This is a genomic window from Thermococcus sp. 101 C5, from assembly GCF_009372125.1.
Lineage (GTDB): Archaea > Methanobacteriota_B > Thermococci > Thermococcales > Thermococcaceae > Thermococcus_A > Thermococcus_A bergensis.
The window spans coordinates 36,701-53,479 of the sequence record NZ_WHIZ01000004.1 but is presented as its reverse complement, the minus strand read 5'-3'; the positions used below and the strand labels follow the sequence as shown (position 1 = coordinate 53,479).

Sequence of the window (16,779 nt, the reverse complement as noted above, 5' to 3'; positions counted from 1 at the left end):
TTCATGTTCCCCCTTCTTTTTCTAAAGTACTGCCAGTAACTTAAACCTGACACCCCACAGCTTATCCTAACAGTATCCTTAGAGTTTACGAAAAGAATAAATATTTATAGCAACATATCAAATTATGCATAATGTTAAACTGGAGGGAGTATTAATGGGAGAGTATATCCCTCCCATCGGAGAGGATCTTGGACACGGGCTTGGAAGTGTTGTAGTTGAAGTCGGTGGCCCAGGACCAATATTCACTCAGATTATGCCAGTCCTTTTCGTAGTTATTTGGTCCTTACCGTTAAAAGACAAAACCTCAGGAGGTGAAAGTGCATGAGCTATTTGCCTCCTGTTGGGGGTGATGTTGGTATTACTTCAGGAATTACCAAAGAAATAGCAATAAGCCATGCGTATGTATTAAATGTTGGCGGTACGGTTATGGCGGCTGCGGCAGTATGGGTTATTGCTGCAATGTATGTCGCAGTTGTTTGGGGAGTAGCAGCATGGATAGCAAAGTGGCTTTTACATGGCAATGCTTCCCTAATTAGAGATCCAAAGATACAGCATAGCACCTTGAGTAAAAACTTGACATAAAAGGTGAAGATAATGAGACTGGGTGTTGGCAGTCTATCAAATGAACTTCAAACGTTTTATTATTCTTTTTCGAATATTCTCAGCAGATTTATTCAAATGTCAACTGGTACAAATGTACCTTACAGGGCTGGGGAATTAAAAGAGATCCCAGAGATATTTAGCGAGCTTAGAAGTCTTTATCGTAAGTATCGCATCTGGCCGGAAAATCTAAAGGGCCCTGTTTCTGCAGCAATCGATGTTACATATCGATGTAACTACAATTGTCCCTATTGTTACATTGGTTGTTCTCCAGATGTAATTCGCAGAGAACTCAGCAGAGAGGAGATATTTAATGTCATAGACGAACTGGCGAAATTAAATGTTCTGGTCTTATGTTTATGTGGAGGTGAGCCAACACTTCGTAGGGATTTGTTTGATATTATACAATATGCTAACGAAAGGGGGATCGATGTTAACATGGTAACTAATGGCTCATTAATATCCGACAACTTTGCTTCAAAACTTGCTGAAAGTGGTATTGCCGCTGTCCAAGTATCTTTAGATGGCTCCAGACCTGAGATTATGGAAAAACTAAGACCTAAAGGTTCATACAACAGAGCTATCAACGCAATAAAGAATCTGATCGAATACAATATTCCAACAATTGTAAGTTTCTGTTCAACAAAACTAAATATAGATAACTTTCCAGAAACTGTTGAGTTATGTGACAAACTTGAGGTTTTATCTGTTCGCACAATGTATTTTGTTCCTGAAACCTTCGAACATGTGAAACTAATGCCGACTGATGATCAATACAGGAAATTAATAACGTGGATATTCGAACATAGTTTTGAGTATTCCACTAGAATTGAATTTGGCGATCCAACAGAGCATATCATAATAGGTCCATATGTCTCACTGATTTCCCTTTCAATAAGTGCAGAAGGTTATATTCTTCCCACTCCATATTTGAGTTTGGCTTACGGTCATGTTTCAGATGGAATAGAAAAACTATGGAAAGAAGGTTTGGAATATGCATGGAGAGATAACCCTGTGCTTTTATCAATATCCTCCTATCTAAAAACTGAGAGAGATATCCTCAAGTTGAAATCTCTCTTTATGACAAGGATAGGTTCAGATTACTTGGATATATTACAATTAAATGAAGAAGATTTGTCCATTCTAGCAAGAAATATTAGGGAGGTGTTATCAACATGATAACTAATAGCTTGATAACCAATATTGATAAGCATATTAACGGTTTGCTAACTGAAGTAAGCTCTGATAAATATATGATCAGCTTACTCAAAAATTTAAAATTTAGATTCGAGAGAGATGGGAGAGTTGTGGGATTTAATCCAATTACATGGAAAATCACCGTGATGAATCCAACCATGGGGGAGATCATAAAAATACTCCAGAAAAAAGGGAGTGTAAAATTTTCAGACCTTGTCACGCATCTGTGTCTTATCTATCCAGAAACCCCAAGGAGGATAATAAAAAATGACTTAAAAAACGCCATATTATGGTTATTTACCAACGAATTTATATATCTCCAGAAGCAGAATACCGATATCCACTTCGTAGATATACTGAGGGACATCATGCAAAACAACAACAAAGAGCGTGAGAATAATGGTGGATAATTCTATTTTGTTGTCCTTATTTATTACATTAGGAATAGTTGGGCTAGTCCTTGCACTCATAAAATATGGCTTTTTTGATGCATATGTGCCCCATGCAGTTATTATTCGACATGAGAACAACCAAGTAATTCTTGTAATAAAAACAAAAAGGAGAACAGTTCCAATTAGAGTTAGAGATTTCCAAGTTAAAGATTACCGAGATGTGCTTGTCTGGAGACTTGGGGGGCTAGAATTTGGCCGGTATAGAATTGGCAAATACAAAGGTAAATATGGAGAGGTAGTTTCCTATGCCAGTTCAGATTCTGGCTTGCTCATAGAGGCCACAGACGGGAAAAGATACTACCTAGCTTTTGATAATATTCATGAGGTTATAGATGCTATACTGGACGAAAGCATAAAAGAAAAAGTCATAGAGGTGAGAAAATAATGGGAATTAAGCCAGTACTCATGAAAGAGGTCTGGCAGTACTTTGCAAACAAACAGTTGGCTGGACTATTAGCAAATGCTGTAATTATACTTGTTATTGGAATGTTGTTGATTGTGAGTGGACCAAGGTACTTAACATCCTATTCAAAACAGCTTGCCATGGAGCAAATATCTGAGAGCCCTTTAGTGTTTGGACTTTCTGAAAATGAAGTAGCAAAAATGGGCGAAGATGCAATAACATTTGCCGCCCTGATATCCCAATTATCGGTAGTTGTAATATTAGTATCTGCCTTGAGTTCTTATGCTTCAATTGTCTCCTCTTTTTTCAATGAGAAATTAAATAAAACTATGGAAATCCTTTTTTCATCTCCTCTTTCAGAATCCGAGATACTCCTGGGGAAATTGTTATCGACAGTGTTCTTCAGTTTGCTCTCATGGGGCTTTGCTTTTGCATCTCTTTTCTTCCTCATCCAGTATCTACATCTAAAAGCACTAGGAAGTATATGGCATCCCACACTATACTTCATTATCATCACAGTGTTCGTTCCTTTTTCAATGATGATGTTCTCTATTAGCACAGGACTAGTAGTGAGTGTAAAAATAAAGAGCTCAGAGCTTATAAACCTAATGAGCTTGCCTTTAGTTTTGACGCCAATTATAATATCCTTTGCATCGGCAAAATTAGGGTTAAACAGAACATTCCAGATATATCTGCTCCTGGGGATTTGTTCTTTGGTAGCTTCACTAATAATAGCAATGTTGGGCAAGCGTGTCATCAATCGCTTGGCATTCATTACAAATTAAGGGGTGATTTCATGCTTGAGGTCGAAAATATCAGTGCAGGTTATGGTAACGGCGATGTTATAGAAAATCTAAGCTTTATCGCAATAAAAAAGGAAATTTATGTATTATTGGGAGCCAATGGTGCAGGTAAAACCACAACATTTAGAGCAATCACCGGTATTTTGCCGCTTTCCAGTGGTAGGGTCGTAGTTGATGGAATTGATCTTTGGGTGGAACCCGAAAACGCTAAAAGAAAGATGGGGTATCTGCCGGAGGGAGAGAGAGTTTATCCAGATCTAACGGTCTACAAGAATCTGCGATTTTTCGCCAAGATCTATGATGTTGAAGAAGAACGGATTAATGAACTTCTAAAAGAATTTAGACTTGAAAAATACAAAAATACAAAAGCCGGATATCTAAGTAGAGGCTTTAGAAAGAGGCTCGCTTTAGCGAGAGCATTGCTTCACAATCCAGACATTCTAGTTTTGGATGAACCGTTTAGCAATTTGGACATTCCAACAGCTTTAAGCTTAAGAGACAAAATTTTTGAGATGCTGAAAGAAGGCAAAATCATTCTGTTTTCGACCCACATTCTAAGCGAGCTCCAGAATTTTGAGGGGGTAAAATGCAGGGTTGCAATAATGAAGGAGGGAAAGCTCGTTTTGGAGGAAAGATTGGAGAATTTACTAAGTAAAGTTAGTAGCATTGAAGTGGTGTTTAAAGTTGATAAAAAAATAAGGGCAAAAGAACTCTTAGAGAAGTTTGGGTATAACGTTAACGTGGAAAACACGGGAATTTCTGTGATGGTTTCAAGGTATAATGATGAAGTTCCAGCGATCATGAAGATATTGCTCACCCAAGGGATTAATGTATATGAAGTGAAACCAAAAGAGACTCCTATAGAGAAAATATTCACCGGAATCCTAGAAAAATAGCAGGATTGGAATAGCTAGCAAACAGCCACTTAATAAACCCTAACAAGCTTTGTCTTCAAGAAAGTAGAAAAGAGGTAAAAATGTTTCAATACTTTGATAAGCCATATAAACAGCTGCATCCAACAGACCAAGAAGAAAGAGGGTGGAACTAAATGAAAACTCAAACTTCTCTAATTCTCCTTCTGCTTCAGGTAACGTAAAAGTTATTGCAAAGGTAATAAATCCAAAGAAAGAACACAAAATAAAAACAATCCAAAATCCTGCGAAATATATTAAGCTCCCTGCCAATAACGGAGCAATGGCTCTCCCCACGAGAGTTGCAGAACTTAAAATCCCCATAAAAGTACCTTTCTTTTCAGAATATAAGTCACTGATTAAAGCAAGGGAAACAGGAACAAATATAGCAGTTGCTATCCCATAGTAGGCCCTTACCAAAGCTAACGCTATAGCATTGTTAGCAAAGAAGTAAAGAAGGGGCGCAGAGAAGAATACAAAGCCGCTTATTTTAAGAAGCTTTTTTCGCCCATAGATATCGCTCAAAAGCCCTGAGACAAAGTTCATAAAAATACCCGTTATAGTTGATGCCGCCGCAACAATTCCAATCTCTCCCCTGCTTAACCCCAAACTTTGAGCATAGAGTGGCAAGGTTGGAGATTTACTCATGGTAGAGCCGAGTATTGCAAAAAATCCTGCTATTAGGATTGCGTAAAGTATCTTCTTCATGTTTACCCCACAGAAGTTTGACTCCAAGATATTAAATCGTTCTCATTAGATAAATACTTAAGCTTCAAGCTTCAAAGAGATAATATGCCGGAAATAGACCTTAATGGGAAGAAGATCCAGTACGAAGTCAGCGTGAGAAGGGTAAGATATGTGAGAATCTACGTAAGCCCGGAGGGCATGCTTTACGTTGTTTCTCCAACGAGAAGAGTTGAAAGGTTTCTAAAAGAAAAAGAAGACTGGATACTCTCAAAGTTGAAAAGGATAGAGGAAGCAAAAAAGATTCAAGGGTTTCCATATCTCGGAAAGTTTTATCCATCCAAAGATGGAAAAGTTTTCATTGGCAACGGAGTTCTAGACCTTTCAGACAAAAGAAAGCTTGAGGGAACTCTAAAAGACGAACTTAGGGCATTGATAATGCCTCTTATTGAAGAACGTGCCATAAGTCTGGGTGTTGAACCAAGAAAAGTCTTCATTAGAAAGCAGAAGACGAGATGGGGAAGCTGTTCCCCAAAGGGAAACCTGAGCTTCAATCTGGCAATGCTCACTCTTCCTCCTGAGCTCATTGACTATCTCGTAACACATGAAGTAGCCCACTTAGTTGAGATGAACCACTCCAAAAAGTTTTGGACGTTGGTTGAGGAATCCCATCCAGACTGGAGGAAAAAGAGGAAAGAACTTAAGGATTGGTGGATAATTGTTCATAACAACCCGGTATGGAGGGAAATTTTGGAGGGAGAAAAATGAGGGTTATCCTTCTGGGTTCCGGCTCATATAGCGGGACACCTAAAGCGTTGTGTAACTGCGAGAACTGCACAAGGGCGAGGAAGTTCCCGCAGTACAGAAGAACGAGGTTTTCTATGTACATTCCAAAGATAAGAGCTCTCATAGATCCCTCTCCAGACCTTTATTACCATCTAAAGCACCTAAATGAAAAAATCGAGAGGGTTTTTATAACTCATCCCCACTTTGACCACATTGCCGGGCTTCCCGAGCTACAGGTTTTTAAAGAGGTTATCTTTTACTCCCATGAGAAAACCCTTAGCATTGCGAAGCTCCTGCAGGAAACTTTTTTAGGGCAGAGAGAGTGGAGATACATCCCCTTAGAGTTCAACAAATGGTATGATTTTGGAAACTTCAAGGTAAATCACTTTCCAGTTGTTCACCAGCCCGGAGAAGTTGCCGGTGGATTCATCCTAGAGATAGGGGAGAAAAGGATCGCCATAACTGGAGACACGGGGCCAGAAATTTTGGGAGATGAGAAAACATTGGAAGAAATTCAAGGAGCTGATCTTCTCGTCGCAGAGATGACCCACAAGCATTCAATTCCCAGAACCCATCTCGGGGTGGATGATGCCGTTAAGCTCGCACAAAAAGTCAATGCAGTAAAAACGCTATTTGTGCATATAAGCCATTCAAACTACACCCATGAGGAGCTGGAAGAAAAGGTCGGAGAGGCAGGAATAGTTGGAAGGGACTTTATGCACTTGGGGATTTAAACGAGAAAGAGCTCCTCAAAAGCCCTTCTCCAAGGAAAAATCATTGGAACAGAATCATAAAAATGAGAAACCCAAGCGAGTTTTCACTCTCCCATTACCTGAACAACCACCTTTCTCCTTCTTGGTCTTACGTCAAGCTCCACAAAGAATATCTGCTGCCATATTCCCCTAACGACCTTCCCATCAACAACCGGAAGCACCAGTGAAGGGCCCAAAAGAGTAGCCCTTAGGTGGGAGTGGGCATTGTTGTCTATCAAATCATGCTTGTAGCCGGCACTTTTAGGCACGATCTCTTTCAGAATTCTTTTAAAATCTTCAAGAAGACCAGTTTCGTGTTCTATCGTCACCACAGCCCCAGTTGCTCCGGGAACAAACACAAGAACCTGGCCATTTGTGATTTCACTCCTTTCCACTATCTCCTCAACTTCAGAGGTTATATCTATCAAGTCGATTTCGCCTTTCGTGGAAAATCTAAGTTCTTCCGTTACCACTTTCATTCCACCACCTCCAGATTAAGTAACCCACTCCGAACCCTATTAGATTTGCGGCCATGTCCATAAAAGAAAAAGTTCTTCCCGGAATAAAGAGCTGTAGAGATTCAAAAACGACCGGAAAGACCATATAGGTCTTTTCACCCATCAGGCCAAGAGCGAAGAACTCCAAGAAATGGGCTATTTTGTCTCCTCCTGCTATTCCAGCAGAGGGGACTTTGGGAGAGAGATTAGCACAGGCCAAAAAGATAAGGTATAGATACCTCAAAAGCCTCATAGGAGACTCTCCAGCTTCTTAACCTTTTCAACAACCTCCACGGGGTTTTTACCAAAGATATAAACGCAGGGCTCTATCCCAAATCCACCCTTGTCTATTATAGCATCAAGAACGCCTTTTTTCTTGAATTCATCGAGGATCAGCTTAACTGTTTCCTCCTCACTCCTCTCGCTTTTTTCCACAGTACCGACCTTGAAGCCAGCTTTTCTAAGAGCGTCAGATATTTTCTCATCGTACCTTATGTTCAGAACGCTTCTAATCTCGGGGAAAATTTCAGACAACCCTATTAAAACCTCCGCCATGTGCTCACTTGCCCCAAACTCCGGAGGCAAAGCATAAACTTTTCCTTTTACTACCGTTATCCTTCCTGGAATTGCTGCGACATCATTCTTTTCTTTTGGATTTGGAAGAGAATAGGCAAAGTTGCTCCTAATTTCAGGTATGAGCTCTAAGAACTTCTCATCACGAAGCAGTTCATTTAAAGCCAAGGATAGCTCCTCTAAAATTTGGGTTCTTGAGGGTTCTTCAGTAAATATCTCCCCACATAACGACTCATCCGTACTTCCGACGTATTCTAAATAACCTTTGCAGAGAACGCCACTTTTAAACATTTCAAAGAACTTCCTGTTCAGAAACCTCACCACGTCCTCTTTCCTAGCCCCATACAAAATAAGCCCCGCAACTTCTTCAGAAACTTTTTCAATTTCTCTGCCGAGCTCACCACCCAACTTCTTATACTTCCCGGTTAGGTATTTGCTGACCATTGCCTGGGTAATTCCCAGATGTTCCGCTATTTTCATCTGGGTTAAGCCTTTGGAGTATAAAATCCGAGCAACATTCGCCCTAAGGTTGGGCATAACTTCCTCAGCCCAGAATTCACAGGGCGTCTTCATGACCTTCACCAGTTGTTCATTTTTAAAACTAAGTTATAAACCTTTCCAGAGATGGTAGCTTTGCAGAAAAATAAAAATAGGGCTCATTCAATGATATGCGGCAGAGCCCTAACAACCGGCAGAGAGACGAGAACACTAAGCACAACATCTACAACGCTCTGGATGGCATTTGGGATGCCTATCACCAGCCAGAAGGGAATATGGAACCACTCTTCAATAGTTGGAATTACTTGTTCTCTTGGAATGCCCAGCCACAGCGGTAGGGCATAGTAGTAGTTCATTGCAACCATTGCGGGGATCCTTATCGCAATTCCTATCAGATACGCCACAAGCACAAATATTACAAGGTCTCTCTCCTTCTTGTAGTTCTTGAAGTCAAACCTTGTGATCCTTTTAGCAATTTCAAGACCTATCAGCACCCCCAGGGTTGCAAAGAACTTCATACTGGCCCCCAACCAGGAAGCAGGGGATACCAAACTTAACCCCAAAAACAGCAAGAACAAAGCCGTTATACTGCTCCAGAAGCCCAACAAAATGTAGACAACCACTATAGGTACGGCTACAAAGTCAATACTCATTCCCCATTGAGTGGGAACTTTAAGCGGGGAAACTTCCAGCATCAAAGATAAGCTCAACAACAGCCCAATCAATCCTATCTCCCTAGCCTTCATTTAAACCACCACCCGTGCTTTTGTTCCAATCTTTATAAAATTTTGTTCCATAATCGGAATATTTGGGAGGACAAAAATGAGAAGCAAAGCATTTATATGTTCCATGAAAATAAATTCTACGGTGGTTGGCATGAGAATACCCGAAGATGTTCGGAAAGATATCCCTTTAACGCAGGAGGTCATATATTTTGACAACACCGCAACTTCTCTAACCCCCAAACCAGTTGTTGAGGCCATGGACGAGTATTATTTGAAATACAGGGCAAATGTCCACCGTGGAGTGCACAGGCTCTCTCAAAAGGCAACCCATGAGTATGAAAAGGCAAGGGAGATTACAGCAAAGTTTATCGGAGCTAAGTTTGAGGAGATTGTTTTCACAAAGAACACGAGTGAAAGCTTGAATTTGGCGGCTCTCGGACTGGAAGGAGTTTTCAAGAAAGGAGACAAGATAGTGACAACTCCCTATGAACACCACTCCGACTTGCTGCCCTGGCAGAGGCTGGCTAAAAAACTTGGATTGAAACTTGAGATAATTGAGGGAGACAACGAGGGCAACCTCGACCTAACAGATGCAGAGAAGAAAATCAAAGGTGCAAAGCTTGTAGCCATACAGCATGTTTCCAATGCCCTTGGAGTCATCCACGAAGTAGAAGAAATCGGAAAGATGGCAAAAGAAGAAGGAGCAATATTTGTTGTCGATGCAGCCCAAAGCGTCGGCCACATGGAGGTTAACGTTAACAAACTTCACGCAGACTTCTTGGCATTTTCGGGACACAAAGGGCCAATGGGCCCAACCGGAATAGGAGTTCTCTACATAAGAGAAGAGTTCTTTGATGTGTTCGAGCCTCCTCTGATAGGTGGAGGAACGATTGAAGATGTTGATATTTACGATTACAAGCTCACAAATCCACCAGAAAGATATGAAGCCGGAACACCCAACATAGGCGGAGCGATAGGTCTCGCTGCCGGAATAAAGTACATCGAAAAGATAGGCCTGGACAAAATCGAAAAGCAGGAGCACAAGCTCGTGACGAGGACAACTGAAGGCTTAACGGAGCTTGAAGTTCCGTGGTACGGGCCAAGAGACCTCAAAAAGCATGCGGGAGTTGTAAGCTTCAACGTTCCCCCGCTTCACCCACATGATGTCGCCGCAGTTCTGGATGAGCACAACATTATGGTGAGGAGCGGCCACCACTGTGCACTGCCGGCAATGAAGAAGTTGGGCATAAATGGAACAGTTAGGGCGTCTTTCCATGTGTATAACAGCATTGAAGAAGTTGAAACGTTCCTTGGAGTAATGGAGGAGCTTGTAAGAAGCTTAAAGTGATTTCTTTTTTCAACTTTTTGGGAATCGCCCGGGATTTTCTAAACCCTCTTGAGAGGCAATGTCCCCTGTTAGCACAATAGATTTATGAAGTACAGTTCATAAATTCAAGTTGGTGATTCTATGCTGGTGGCGAAGCCGTGTACAAGTATGAAAGCGATAAACGTTATTCCACAGGCAAAGTTTGATTTAGACCTCGAAGAGGTCTGTGAATGCTTAGCGGAGAAAGGCTACCAGATAAAGCGAGTAACCAAGTTCTTAGCCCTTGTTAGAAAAACCTATGACATAAGCATATTTCCAAGCGGAAAAATTATAGTCAAGGAGACCGACAACAAGGAGGAAGCTTTAAAAATTGCCCAGGAAATCTACGAGTGCATCAAGGCATACAGGGTGGGCTGATGTTTACGGCGGAAGCGATAGCAGAACGGGTCAATAAGATAAGAAAAGAAAACGGTTTTCCTCTGGTGCCGTTTGTGATAGATGAAATTAGGTACGATAGCGAGAACGACAAGCTGTTTATAATAGCACGAGACAGAAGCGACAAAAGCGCAATAATCGGAAACAGCTTTGTAATCGGGAAGCTCAGAGAAGAGCTCGGTGTGAAGCAGGTTACGGTATATTCAAAGCTGGACCTGCTTATAAAGCAGAAAAAGCTCAAGGAGAATCTAGAAAGAATTAAAGGGACTTTTCTGGAGTTCTTAACCCCAATAATCGAGGCAGAGCTCAGTTTTCCTCCTCGAAAGTGGCCCGAGCTAAAAGTAAATGAAAGAGCCCTTGTTTTTCTAAGCTTCAACGCAAAGGCAATGATAGGCTTTGCTGAAAAACTCGGGCTGGACGCTGAGAAAGTTGGCCTCAAGTACACATTTCCAAAAATAAGTTATGAACCAATAGAAGGCTCCCTTAGAGAGCTGTTTTACCCAGATGAGAAAAAGCTGAAGGATATTGCCACCGATAAAGGCATTGAGCTTGTCATCGCAGATTTTCCTTTCGATTTGAAGTTTATTGACGATGTTGTCCTCTTAAACCCCTTAAGATTCCTCCACATCGGATTCTTTGAGGCCAAATACTTTTTCGGCTTTGAGAAGCCCGTTCAGATTGACAAAGAGGCTATGATCAACTTCGTAGTGGATATGGTAGCTGAGGGACTCATGGAATCCACGGATGGGGCAAACTTAATATGGTGGGCATGGAAAAAGTAACCCGGTGGTATAATGATAATAGGAATTGTCGGTAAAATCGCAGCCGGGAAAACCACGGTCGCAAAGTTTTTTGAAGAGAGGGGGTTTTGCAGGGTTTCATGTAGTGACCCGCTAATTGACCTTCTAACCCACAACCTGAGCGAATACTCATGGATCCCAGAAGTCCCAGAAAAAGCCGAACCAACGAGGGATAAGCTCATCGAATACGGCAAATACCTGAAAGAGAAGTATGGAGACGACATCCTGATAAGACTTGCACTGGATAAGAAAAGAAACTGCGAAAATGTCGTCATCGATGGAGTCCGCTCAAGAGGAGAAATAGAAGCAATAAAAAAGCGGGGCGGGGTTATAATTTATGTTGAAGCAAGCCCAGAGAAAAGGTACGAACGCCTAAAAAAGAGAAACGCAGGGAAGGACAAAGTGATAAAAAGCTTCGAAGACTTTTTAAAAGCCGACGAAGCCGAGGAGAAGCTTTATCACACAAGCAAGCTCAAATATTTGGCTGACTTTCTAATCGTAAACGAGGGGACTCTGGAAGAACTGAAGGCAAAGGTCGAGGAAATCATAAGCGCTCTGAACTCGAAAAAAGTTTAAGGTTCGGGAGCGTTATTTTTGCTGGTGAGATTCATGATAATGATAGTCCTCGCTCCCTGTCTCCTCAGCCCTTTTTACGTTTATCGCGGCCCAAAAGAAAAGGAGTACAAGACAAGTGAAAAGCTTTTGAACTTTCTCTCAGAGCACAAGACGGAGATAAAAATCCTAACATATCCCTGCCCGGAATATGAGCTCATAGGCTGGCCAAGGCCTCCGATGAGCAGGGAAGTTTTTGAAAAGCTTGGAATGGGAGAAAAAGCCGAAAACATTGCGGACTTCGTTGGAAGGGTTTTAACGGAAGAAAAGCCAGAAAAGGTTATTTTTCTTGGAGTCAAGGGCTCGCCAACGTGTGGAGTGTTCAACACAACCTCCAGCAATCCAGAAAAGTTTCCCTATAAAGCCGTTCAGGAGTTCTTCTACCTTTCCAAGGGAGAAAGAATAAAGCGGTCAAAAGAGCTGATGAGAGAGCAGGGCTTTGAGATAGTTCCCGGAGAAGGGGTGTTATTTGAAATTCTAAAAAAGAGATTCCCTGATGCTGTTTACTTAGAATTTGACAAAGATAATATTGAAGAGAGCATTGAAAAATTGAAAAAAGTTGTGGAGGATGCAATATGAACGCTATCATCGTTTACGTCTCCATCCATCACGGAAACACTGAAAAGATAGCCAGAGCGATGGCAGAAGTTCTCAACGCGAAACTCGTTAAGCCGTGGGAAATCATGCCTGAAGAGCTCTTAAACTACGACCTCATAGGCTTTGGCTCCGGAATCTACTACTGGAAGCACCACAAAGCCCTCTTCGACCCCATAGAAAAGCTCCCGACGGTAAAAGGAAAGAAAACCTTCATTTTCTCAACGGCCGGGATAAATATCCCATTTATTAATCACCGGAAGCTAAGAAACGCTTTAAAAAGGAAAGGGTTTGAAATAGTTGGAGAGTTCTCCTGCAGGGGCTGGGACACGAACGGCTGGCTGGCGAAAATAGGCGGGCTGAACAAAGGGCATCCGGATGATAGGGACCTGGAAAGAGCAAGAAGGTTTGCAAAAAGGCTAGCCTCACTTCAACGAGACCAAAATGGCGCCGATAACTATTAATAAAGCCCCAATGAAAGCCCTCAAAGTTACCTCTTCTCCGAGCAAGAGCCATGCAAATGCTATTGCAAAGACCACGCTAGTCCTGTCTATAGCCACAACAGCCTTGACACTTCCCGTTTTTAGTGCCAAAAAGTAGAAAAGCCAAGAAAGCGCCCCAGCAATGCCAGACAGGACTATAAAGACAAATTGCCTTGAAGTTATTCCTCCCTTCAGCTTTCCTTGAAATGCTGAAACTAAAAGCAGAAACATGAACATGATAAACGCCCTAATCGTAGTGGCCAGAGTTGAATCTATCCCCTCAAGACCAATTTTTCCAAATATCGCAACCAGGGCTGCAAATATTGCCGATAGGAGAGCATAAAATATGTAGATGGGAATTTCCAAGTCTAAGCCTCCCTTATGGCCCTCTCCACGAGCTTCCTTGCCTTCTCCATAAGCTCCTTAGCTCTCTCCTCTGTGTGGGCCTCAAGGGTTATGCGCATTATAGGCTCCGTCCCGCTCGGGCGGAAGAGAATCCACCAGTCGTCGTTCTCAATCCTTACCCCGTCGATGTCTATTAGTCTCTTGTAATCAAAGCTCTCCAGAGCTTCCCTAGCTATGAGCTCCATCGCCTTTGCTTTCTTCTCGTTGGGGCAGGGGATTTTGGCTCTTAGCGTTACGTAGCGCGGGACTTCCTTCGCCAGTTCACTCAGAGGGCCAAGCTTGTCGATCATTTCAAGAACTAAGGCTCCAGCAAAGATTCCATCCGGAGTAAGGTTCCACTGCGGAATTATCCAAGTTCCAGAGGGCTCCCCTCCGAAGACGGCTTTTTCCCTCGCTATCCCCTCTGCAACCGCAACGTCTCCAACCTTCACCCTAACGACTTCTCCACCCAAGGGTCTAACGTAGTCATCCAGGGCAAAGCCAGCATCAACCGTGGTGACAATCTTTCCTTTTCCAAACTTTCTCAGCATGTAACCGCTTATGAGGGAAAGCATTACCTCGTACTCAACAAAGTTCCCCTGATCATCAACAACGCCAATTCTATCTGCATCTCCATCGTGTGCTATGCCGACATCAGCCCCAAGGGACTTCACCGTCTTCGAAAGAGCTGAAAGGCTCTTGGCGTTCGGCTCAAGCTCCCTTACAAAAAATCCAGATGGATGGGAGTTAAGTGAGACAACCTTATTTCCAAGCTCTCTCTGAAGATAGGGCGAAACTATGCTCCCGGCACCGTTTCCACAGTCAACAACAACCTTATAACTTTTTGAAAGCTCTATCATCTCAAGGGCTTTTTTTATGTACTCCTTTTTTGGGTCAGCTCTTGTTAGCTCGCCTATTCTATCCCAAGATGCCTGCTGGAACTTCTCCTTTTCAAGGATTCGTTCCAGTTCATTTTCCATCTCGCTTGTGTAGGCCATTCCGTTTGGCTGCCACACCTTTATGCCGTTGTACTCGGGTGGATTGTGCGAAGCTGTTATCGTTACGCCAGCATCGGCTTCATACAGCTTTATTGCAAAGCCCGTTAATGGAGTGGGAGAAAGGCCGATATCAATGACATCTATTCCGGTGCTTAAAAGACCAGAAATTAAGGCATTTTTAAGCATCTCACCGCTCGTCCTGGTGTCCATCCCCACAACTACCCTCCCATCACCAAGAAAAGTGCCCAAAGCCTTTCCGACTTTTAGAGCAAGGTCAGGGGTTAATTTCTCGTTGACGACTTCCCGTATACCGCTTGTCCCAAAGTACTTTCCCATGAGGATCACCTTTTATGAATGCTAAACGCTAGGGAGTACAAGGACAAGTTAAAAAGATTTTTTATTCTGCCTCCATCAAAATCTTCTCACATATGTTTTCTTTTCAACAACTCTACCCTCTTCGAGCTTATAAACATCAACTTTATCCATCCCCATCGTTTCGCGCTTATAAGCAATCAGATAATCCACAAAATCTTTGAGGGCGTATCTAAAGAGGGAATCCCTAAGATACTTGGGCTCGTATATGATAATAAGCTTGTCCCTATGTTCTGATATGAACGAATAATACCTAGCCCTCTCCGATTTTGGCCTGGAGAGGAGTGAATAGAGCAAATAGCCGTCAAATCCAACTCCCTCTTCAATGCTCCCTATAAACACATTTTCTGGATAGTCAATCTCAAAAGGTAGGTATTCCGCAAGAAAAACTTTGCCTTTAGAAAGCCACGAGTTAAGAAATATCTTTGCAAGCTTCCTAGCATCCCCCGTAAGTAAAACCACACCTTTTTCAAGGCTCGCTATCTCCTTAAGCATGTTCCCCCTCCACTTGGTAGAGCTAAACCCCTTAAAAACCTGAGGCTGTTATCCAAAAATGACCATAAAGTATATATTCCCTTATTCTCACCCCCATACGATAACCCCCTGGAGGTTGAACTAATGAAAAATAGAGGATTAACAGTGCTTTTAGTAGGAATTTTACTATTTAGCGTTGCTGCAAGCGGCTGTATAGGCGGAGAGACAACAAGCACGCCCCAATATGAAGGAAAAATCGCACTGGTTTATGACGTCGGTGGAAGAGGTGACTTAAGCTTCAACGATATGGCATACCTTGGAGCCTCAAAGGCCGCAAAGGACTTCAACCTTGAACTTAAAGAGGTACAAAGCAACAGTGAGTCCGATTACTTACCAAACCTTAGAAGTTTGGCCCAAAAGGGCGACTATGACCTCATTATCGCAGTTGGATTCATGATGGAGGATGCCGTAAAGCAGGTGGCAGAGGAGTTCCCCGACCAGAAGTTTGCCATCGTTGATGGGTATATCCCAGATAAGCCAAATGTCGTGAGCATTCTCTTCAAAGAAAACGAAGGTTCTGCTTTAATCGGAGCTTTGGCCGGGCTAATAGCTGCAAACGACGGTAAAGACAAAGTAGGTGCTGTTCTTGGTGTTGAAATCCCACCACTCTATAAATTCGAAGGCGGTTACATGTTCGGTGTTGCCTGGGCTGAAGATTACTACAAACAAAAAACTGGAAAGGACGTTGATATCAAGGTCTTATACACCTATACCGGTGCTTTTAACGACCCTGCAAAGGGTAAGACCGCTGCTCAAGCTCAGCTTGGACAGGGAGCATGGGTTATCTACCAGATAGCAGGTGCGACGGGATTAGGTGTATTTGATGCGGTCTATGAATACCTCCAGAGCCAAGGAAAAGACATGGGGCCACCATTTGCCGTTGGTGTCGACTCAGCGCAAGACTGGATTAAGCCGGGAGTTATAATTGCCTCAATGATGAAGAGAGTTGACGTCGGTGTCTACAAGGCTGTAGAAAGTGTCGTCAAAGGAACATGGAAAGGAGGAGTAATGGAGCTCGGACTAAAAGAGGATGGTGTTGGAGTAAGCAGCATTGATGATGTTAAGGAGATGTTCAACTCATTGCCAGAAGACGCCAAGGAGCAGAAACTTAAAGAGCTCGGCCTTAACAGCGAGGATGAACTCTTCGCCAAACTTGAAGAGACAAGAAACCAAGTTCCGGACTGGATTTGGCAAGCGGTGAGCGAGCTTGAAGAGAAGATCAAGAGCGGAGAAATAAAGGTTCCAATGGCAACCACAAAAGACCAGATAGAAGCCATAAGAAACGCCGAAACCTGGCAAGAGATGGAAGAATTAGCGAAAGAATGGGAAAGCAGCTGATTTTTCCTTTCTATATTTTAAA

General features: G+C 42.5%; 24 protein-coding genes. 16 read left to right on the top strand and 8 right to left on the bottom strand.

Annotation, left to right across the window (positions count from 1 at the left end; all coding sequences use genetic code 11):
- Positions 1 to 154 precede the first annotated feature (154 nt).
- The 7 genes from GBV73_RS11085 to GBV73_RS01190 are packed head-to-tail and all read left to right on the top strand — an operon-like array spanning position 155 to position 4,351.
- Complete coding sequence (locus GBV73_RS11085) at positions 155 to 325, top strand: hypothetical protein (RefSeq protein ID WP_020953642.1); 171 nt, start codon at positions 155 to 157, stop codon at positions 323 to 325.
- Positions 322 to 582 (top strand): hypothetical protein, encoded by a 261-nt coding sequence (locus tag GBV73_RS01215; RefSeq protein WP_004069765.1) that lies wholly within the window; start codon positions 322 to 324, stop codon positions 580 to 582. Before GBV73_RS11085 ends, GBV73_RS01215 begins: the two co-directional genes overlap by 4 nt.
- A gap of 12 nt (positions 583 to 594) precedes the next feature.
- Complete coding sequence (locus GBV73_RS01210; RefSeq protein WP_004069763.1) at positions 595 to 1,779, top strand: radical SAM protein; 1,185 nt, start codon at positions 595 to 597, stop codon at positions 1,777 to 1,779.
- Positions 1,776 to 2,207: a hypothetical protein gene (locus GBV73_RS01205; protein ID WP_004069760.1), complete on the top strand. Its 432-nt coding sequence runs from the start codon at positions 1,776 to 1,778 to the stop codon at positions 2,205 to 2,207. Before GBV73_RS01210 ends, GBV73_RS01205 begins: the two co-directional genes overlap by 4 nt.
- A complete protein-coding gene (locus GBV73_RS01200) occupies positions 2,188 to 2,634 on the top strand; it encodes a hypothetical protein (RefSeq protein WP_143592314.1) in 447 nt (148 codons plus the stop codon). Before GBV73_RS01205 ends, GBV73_RS01200 begins: the two co-directional genes overlap by 20 nt.
- Positions 2,634 to 3,437, top strand: coding sequence for an ABC transporter permease (locus GBV73_RS01195; protein WP_004069756.1), 804 nt, complete (start codon positions 2,634 to 2,636; stop codon positions 3,435 to 3,437). The genes GBV73_RS01200 and GBV73_RS01195 overlap by 1 nt, the downstream gene beginning before the upstream one ends.
- A gap of 11 nt (positions 3,438 to 3,448) precedes the next feature.
- The gene (locus tag GBV73_RS01190; RefSeq protein WP_004069754.1) at positions 3,449 to 4,351 is read left to right on the top strand and encodes an ABC transporter ATP-binding protein; all 903 of its coding nucleotides are present in this window, start codon (positions 3,449 to 3,451) and stop codon (positions 4,349 to 4,351) included.
- 39 nt (positions 4,352 to 4,390) lie between these two features.
- On the opposite strand, the gene GBV73_RS01185 is transcribed toward GBV73_RS01190, so the two are convergent.
- Complete coding sequence (locus GBV73_RS01185) at positions 4,391 to 5,074, bottom strand: MFS transporter (RefSeq protein WP_004069752.1); 684 nt, start codon at positions 5,072 to 5,074, stop codon at positions 4,391 to 4,393.
- Positions 5,075 to 5,158: 84 nt separating this feature from the next.
- Between GBV73_RS01185 and GBV73_RS01180 the strand changes: the two genes are divergently transcribed.
- Both GBV73_RS01180 and GBV73_RS01175 read left to right on the top strand, forming a co-directional pair.
- The gene (locus GBV73_RS01180; protein WP_152878788.1) at positions 5,159 to 5,818 is read left to right on the top strand and encodes a M48 family metallopeptidase; all 660 of its coding nucleotides are present in this window, start codon (positions 5,159 to 5,161) and stop codon (positions 5,816 to 5,818) included.
- Complete coding sequence (locus tag GBV73_RS01175) at positions 5,815 to 6,570, top strand: MBL fold metallo-hydrolase (RefSeq protein WP_152878787.1); 756 nt, start codon at positions 5,815 to 5,817, stop codon at positions 6,568 to 6,570. Before GBV73_RS01180 ends, GBV73_RS01175 begins: the two co-directional genes overlap by 4 nt.
- Before the next feature lie 83 nt (positions 6,571 to 6,653).
- Here the strand turns inward: GBV73_RS01175 and GBV73_RS01170 are convergent, their stop codons facing one another.
- The 4 genes from GBV73_RS01170 to GBV73_RS01155 all read right to left on the bottom strand — a co-directional run bounded on the left by GBV73_RS01170 (position 6,654) and on the right by GBV73_RS01155 (position 8,902).
- Entirely contained in the window at positions 6,654 to 7,067 is a 414-nt protein-coding gene (locus GBV73_RS01170) for a secondary thiamine-phosphate synthase enzyme YjbQ (protein WP_152878786.1), read from the bottom strand.
- The gene (locus tag GBV73_RS01165) at positions 7,042 to 7,338 is read right to left on the bottom strand and encodes a VanZ family protein (RefSeq protein WP_042699041.1); all 297 of its coding nucleotides are present in this window, start codon (positions 7,336 to 7,338) and stop codon (positions 7,042 to 7,044) included. Before GBV73_RS01165 ends, GBV73_RS01170 begins: the two co-directional genes overlap by 26 nt.
- Positions 7,335 to 8,231: a thiamine-phosphate synthase family protein gene (locus GBV73_RS01160; protein WP_042699039.1), complete on the bottom strand. Its 897-nt coding sequence runs from the start codon at positions 8,229 to 8,231 to the stop codon at positions 7,335 to 7,337. The genes GBV73_RS01165 and GBV73_RS01160 overlap by 4 nt, the downstream gene beginning before the upstream one ends.
- Positions 8,232 to 8,314: 83 nt before the next feature.
- Positions 8,315 to 8,902: a membrane protein gene (locus GBV73_RS01155; protein WP_042699036.1), complete on the bottom strand. Its 588-nt coding sequence runs from the start codon at positions 8,900 to 8,902 to the stop codon at positions 8,315 to 8,317.
- A 130-nt stretch (positions 8,903 to 9,032) separates the two neighbouring features.
- Here GBV73_RS01155 and GBV73_RS01150 point away from each other — a divergent pair, with 130 nt between their 5' ends.
- The 6 genes from GBV73_RS01150 (at position 9,033) to GBV73_RS01125 (ending at position 13,113) form a co-directional block, all read left to right on the top strand.
- Positions 9,033 to 10,229 (top strand): cysteine desulfurase, encoded by a 1,197-nt coding sequence (locus GBV73_RS01150; RefSeq protein ID WP_152878794.1) that lies wholly within the window; start codon positions 9,033 to 9,035, stop codon positions 10,227 to 10,229.
- A gap of 120 nt (positions 10,230 to 10,349) precedes the next feature.
- Positions 10,350 to 10,625, top strand: a complete 276-nt coding sequence (locus GBV73_RS01145; protein ID WP_042699028.1) for a hypothetical protein — start codon at positions 10,350 to 10,352, stop codon at positions 10,623 to 10,625.
- Positions 10,625 to 11,425, top strand: a complete 801-nt coding sequence (locus GBV73_RS01140; RefSeq protein ID WP_042699025.1) for a hypothetical protein — start codon at positions 10,625 to 10,627, stop codon at positions 11,423 to 11,425. Before GBV73_RS01145 ends, GBV73_RS01140 begins: the two co-directional genes overlap by 1 nt.
- Before the next feature lie 12 nt (positions 11,426 to 11,437).
- The gene (locus GBV73_RS01135) at positions 11,438 to 12,019 is read left to right on the top strand and encodes an AAA family ATPase (protein ID WP_152878785.1); all 582 of its coding nucleotides are present in this window, start codon (positions 11,438 to 11,440) and stop codon (positions 12,017 to 12,019) included.
- A gap of 33 nt (positions 12,020 to 12,052) precedes the next feature.
- Positions 12,053 to 12,634, top strand: coding sequence for a DUF523 domain-containing protein (locus GBV73_RS01130; RefSeq protein ID WP_152878793.1), 582 nt, complete (start codon positions 12,053 to 12,055; stop codon positions 12,632 to 12,634).
- Positions 12,631 to 13,113: a flavodoxin family protein gene (locus GBV73_RS01125; protein WP_042699017.1), complete on the top strand. Its 483-nt coding sequence runs from the start codon at positions 12,631 to 12,633 to the stop codon at positions 13,111 to 13,113. The genes GBV73_RS01130 and GBV73_RS01125 overlap by 4 nt, the downstream gene beginning before the upstream one ends.
- Here the strand turns inward: GBV73_RS01125 and GBV73_RS01120 are convergent.
- From GBV73_RS01120 to GBV73_RS01110, 3 genes are all read right to left on the bottom strand, one after another.
- Positions 13,075 to 13,497: an EamA family transporter gene (locus tag GBV73_RS01120; protein ID WP_083965035.1), complete on the bottom strand. Its 423-nt coding sequence runs from the start codon at positions 13,495 to 13,497 to the stop codon at positions 13,075 to 13,077. The two genes, GBV73_RS01125 and GBV73_RS01120, sit on opposite strands and share 39 nt — an antisense overlap.
- Before the next feature lie 2 nt (positions 13,498 to 13,499).
- The gene (gene glmM, locus GBV73_RS01115; protein ID WP_152878784.1) at positions 13,500 to 14,849 is read right to left on the bottom strand and encodes a phosphoglucosamine mutase; all 1,350 of its coding nucleotides are present in this window, start codon (positions 14,847 to 14,849) and stop codon (positions 13,500 to 13,502) included.
- Between the two features lie 75 nt (positions 14,850 to 14,924).
- Complete coding sequence (locus GBV73_RS01110) at positions 14,925 to 15,380, bottom strand: hypothetical protein (RefSeq protein ID WP_152878783.1); 456 nt, start codon at positions 15,378 to 15,380, stop codon at positions 14,925 to 14,927.
- Between the two features lie 123 nt (positions 15,381 to 15,503).
- On the opposite strand from GBV73_RS01110, the gene GBV73_RS01105 reads away from it, so the two are divergent.
- Positions 15,504 to 16,757 carry a BMP family protein gene (locus tag GBV73_RS01105; protein ID WP_152878782.1) on the top strand — a complete coding sequence of 418 codons (1,254 nt, stop codon included), beginning with the start codon at positions 15,504 to 15,506 and terminating at the stop codon, positions 16,755 to 16,757.
- The last annotated feature ends 22 nt before the right edge of the window (positions 16,758 to 16,779 follow it).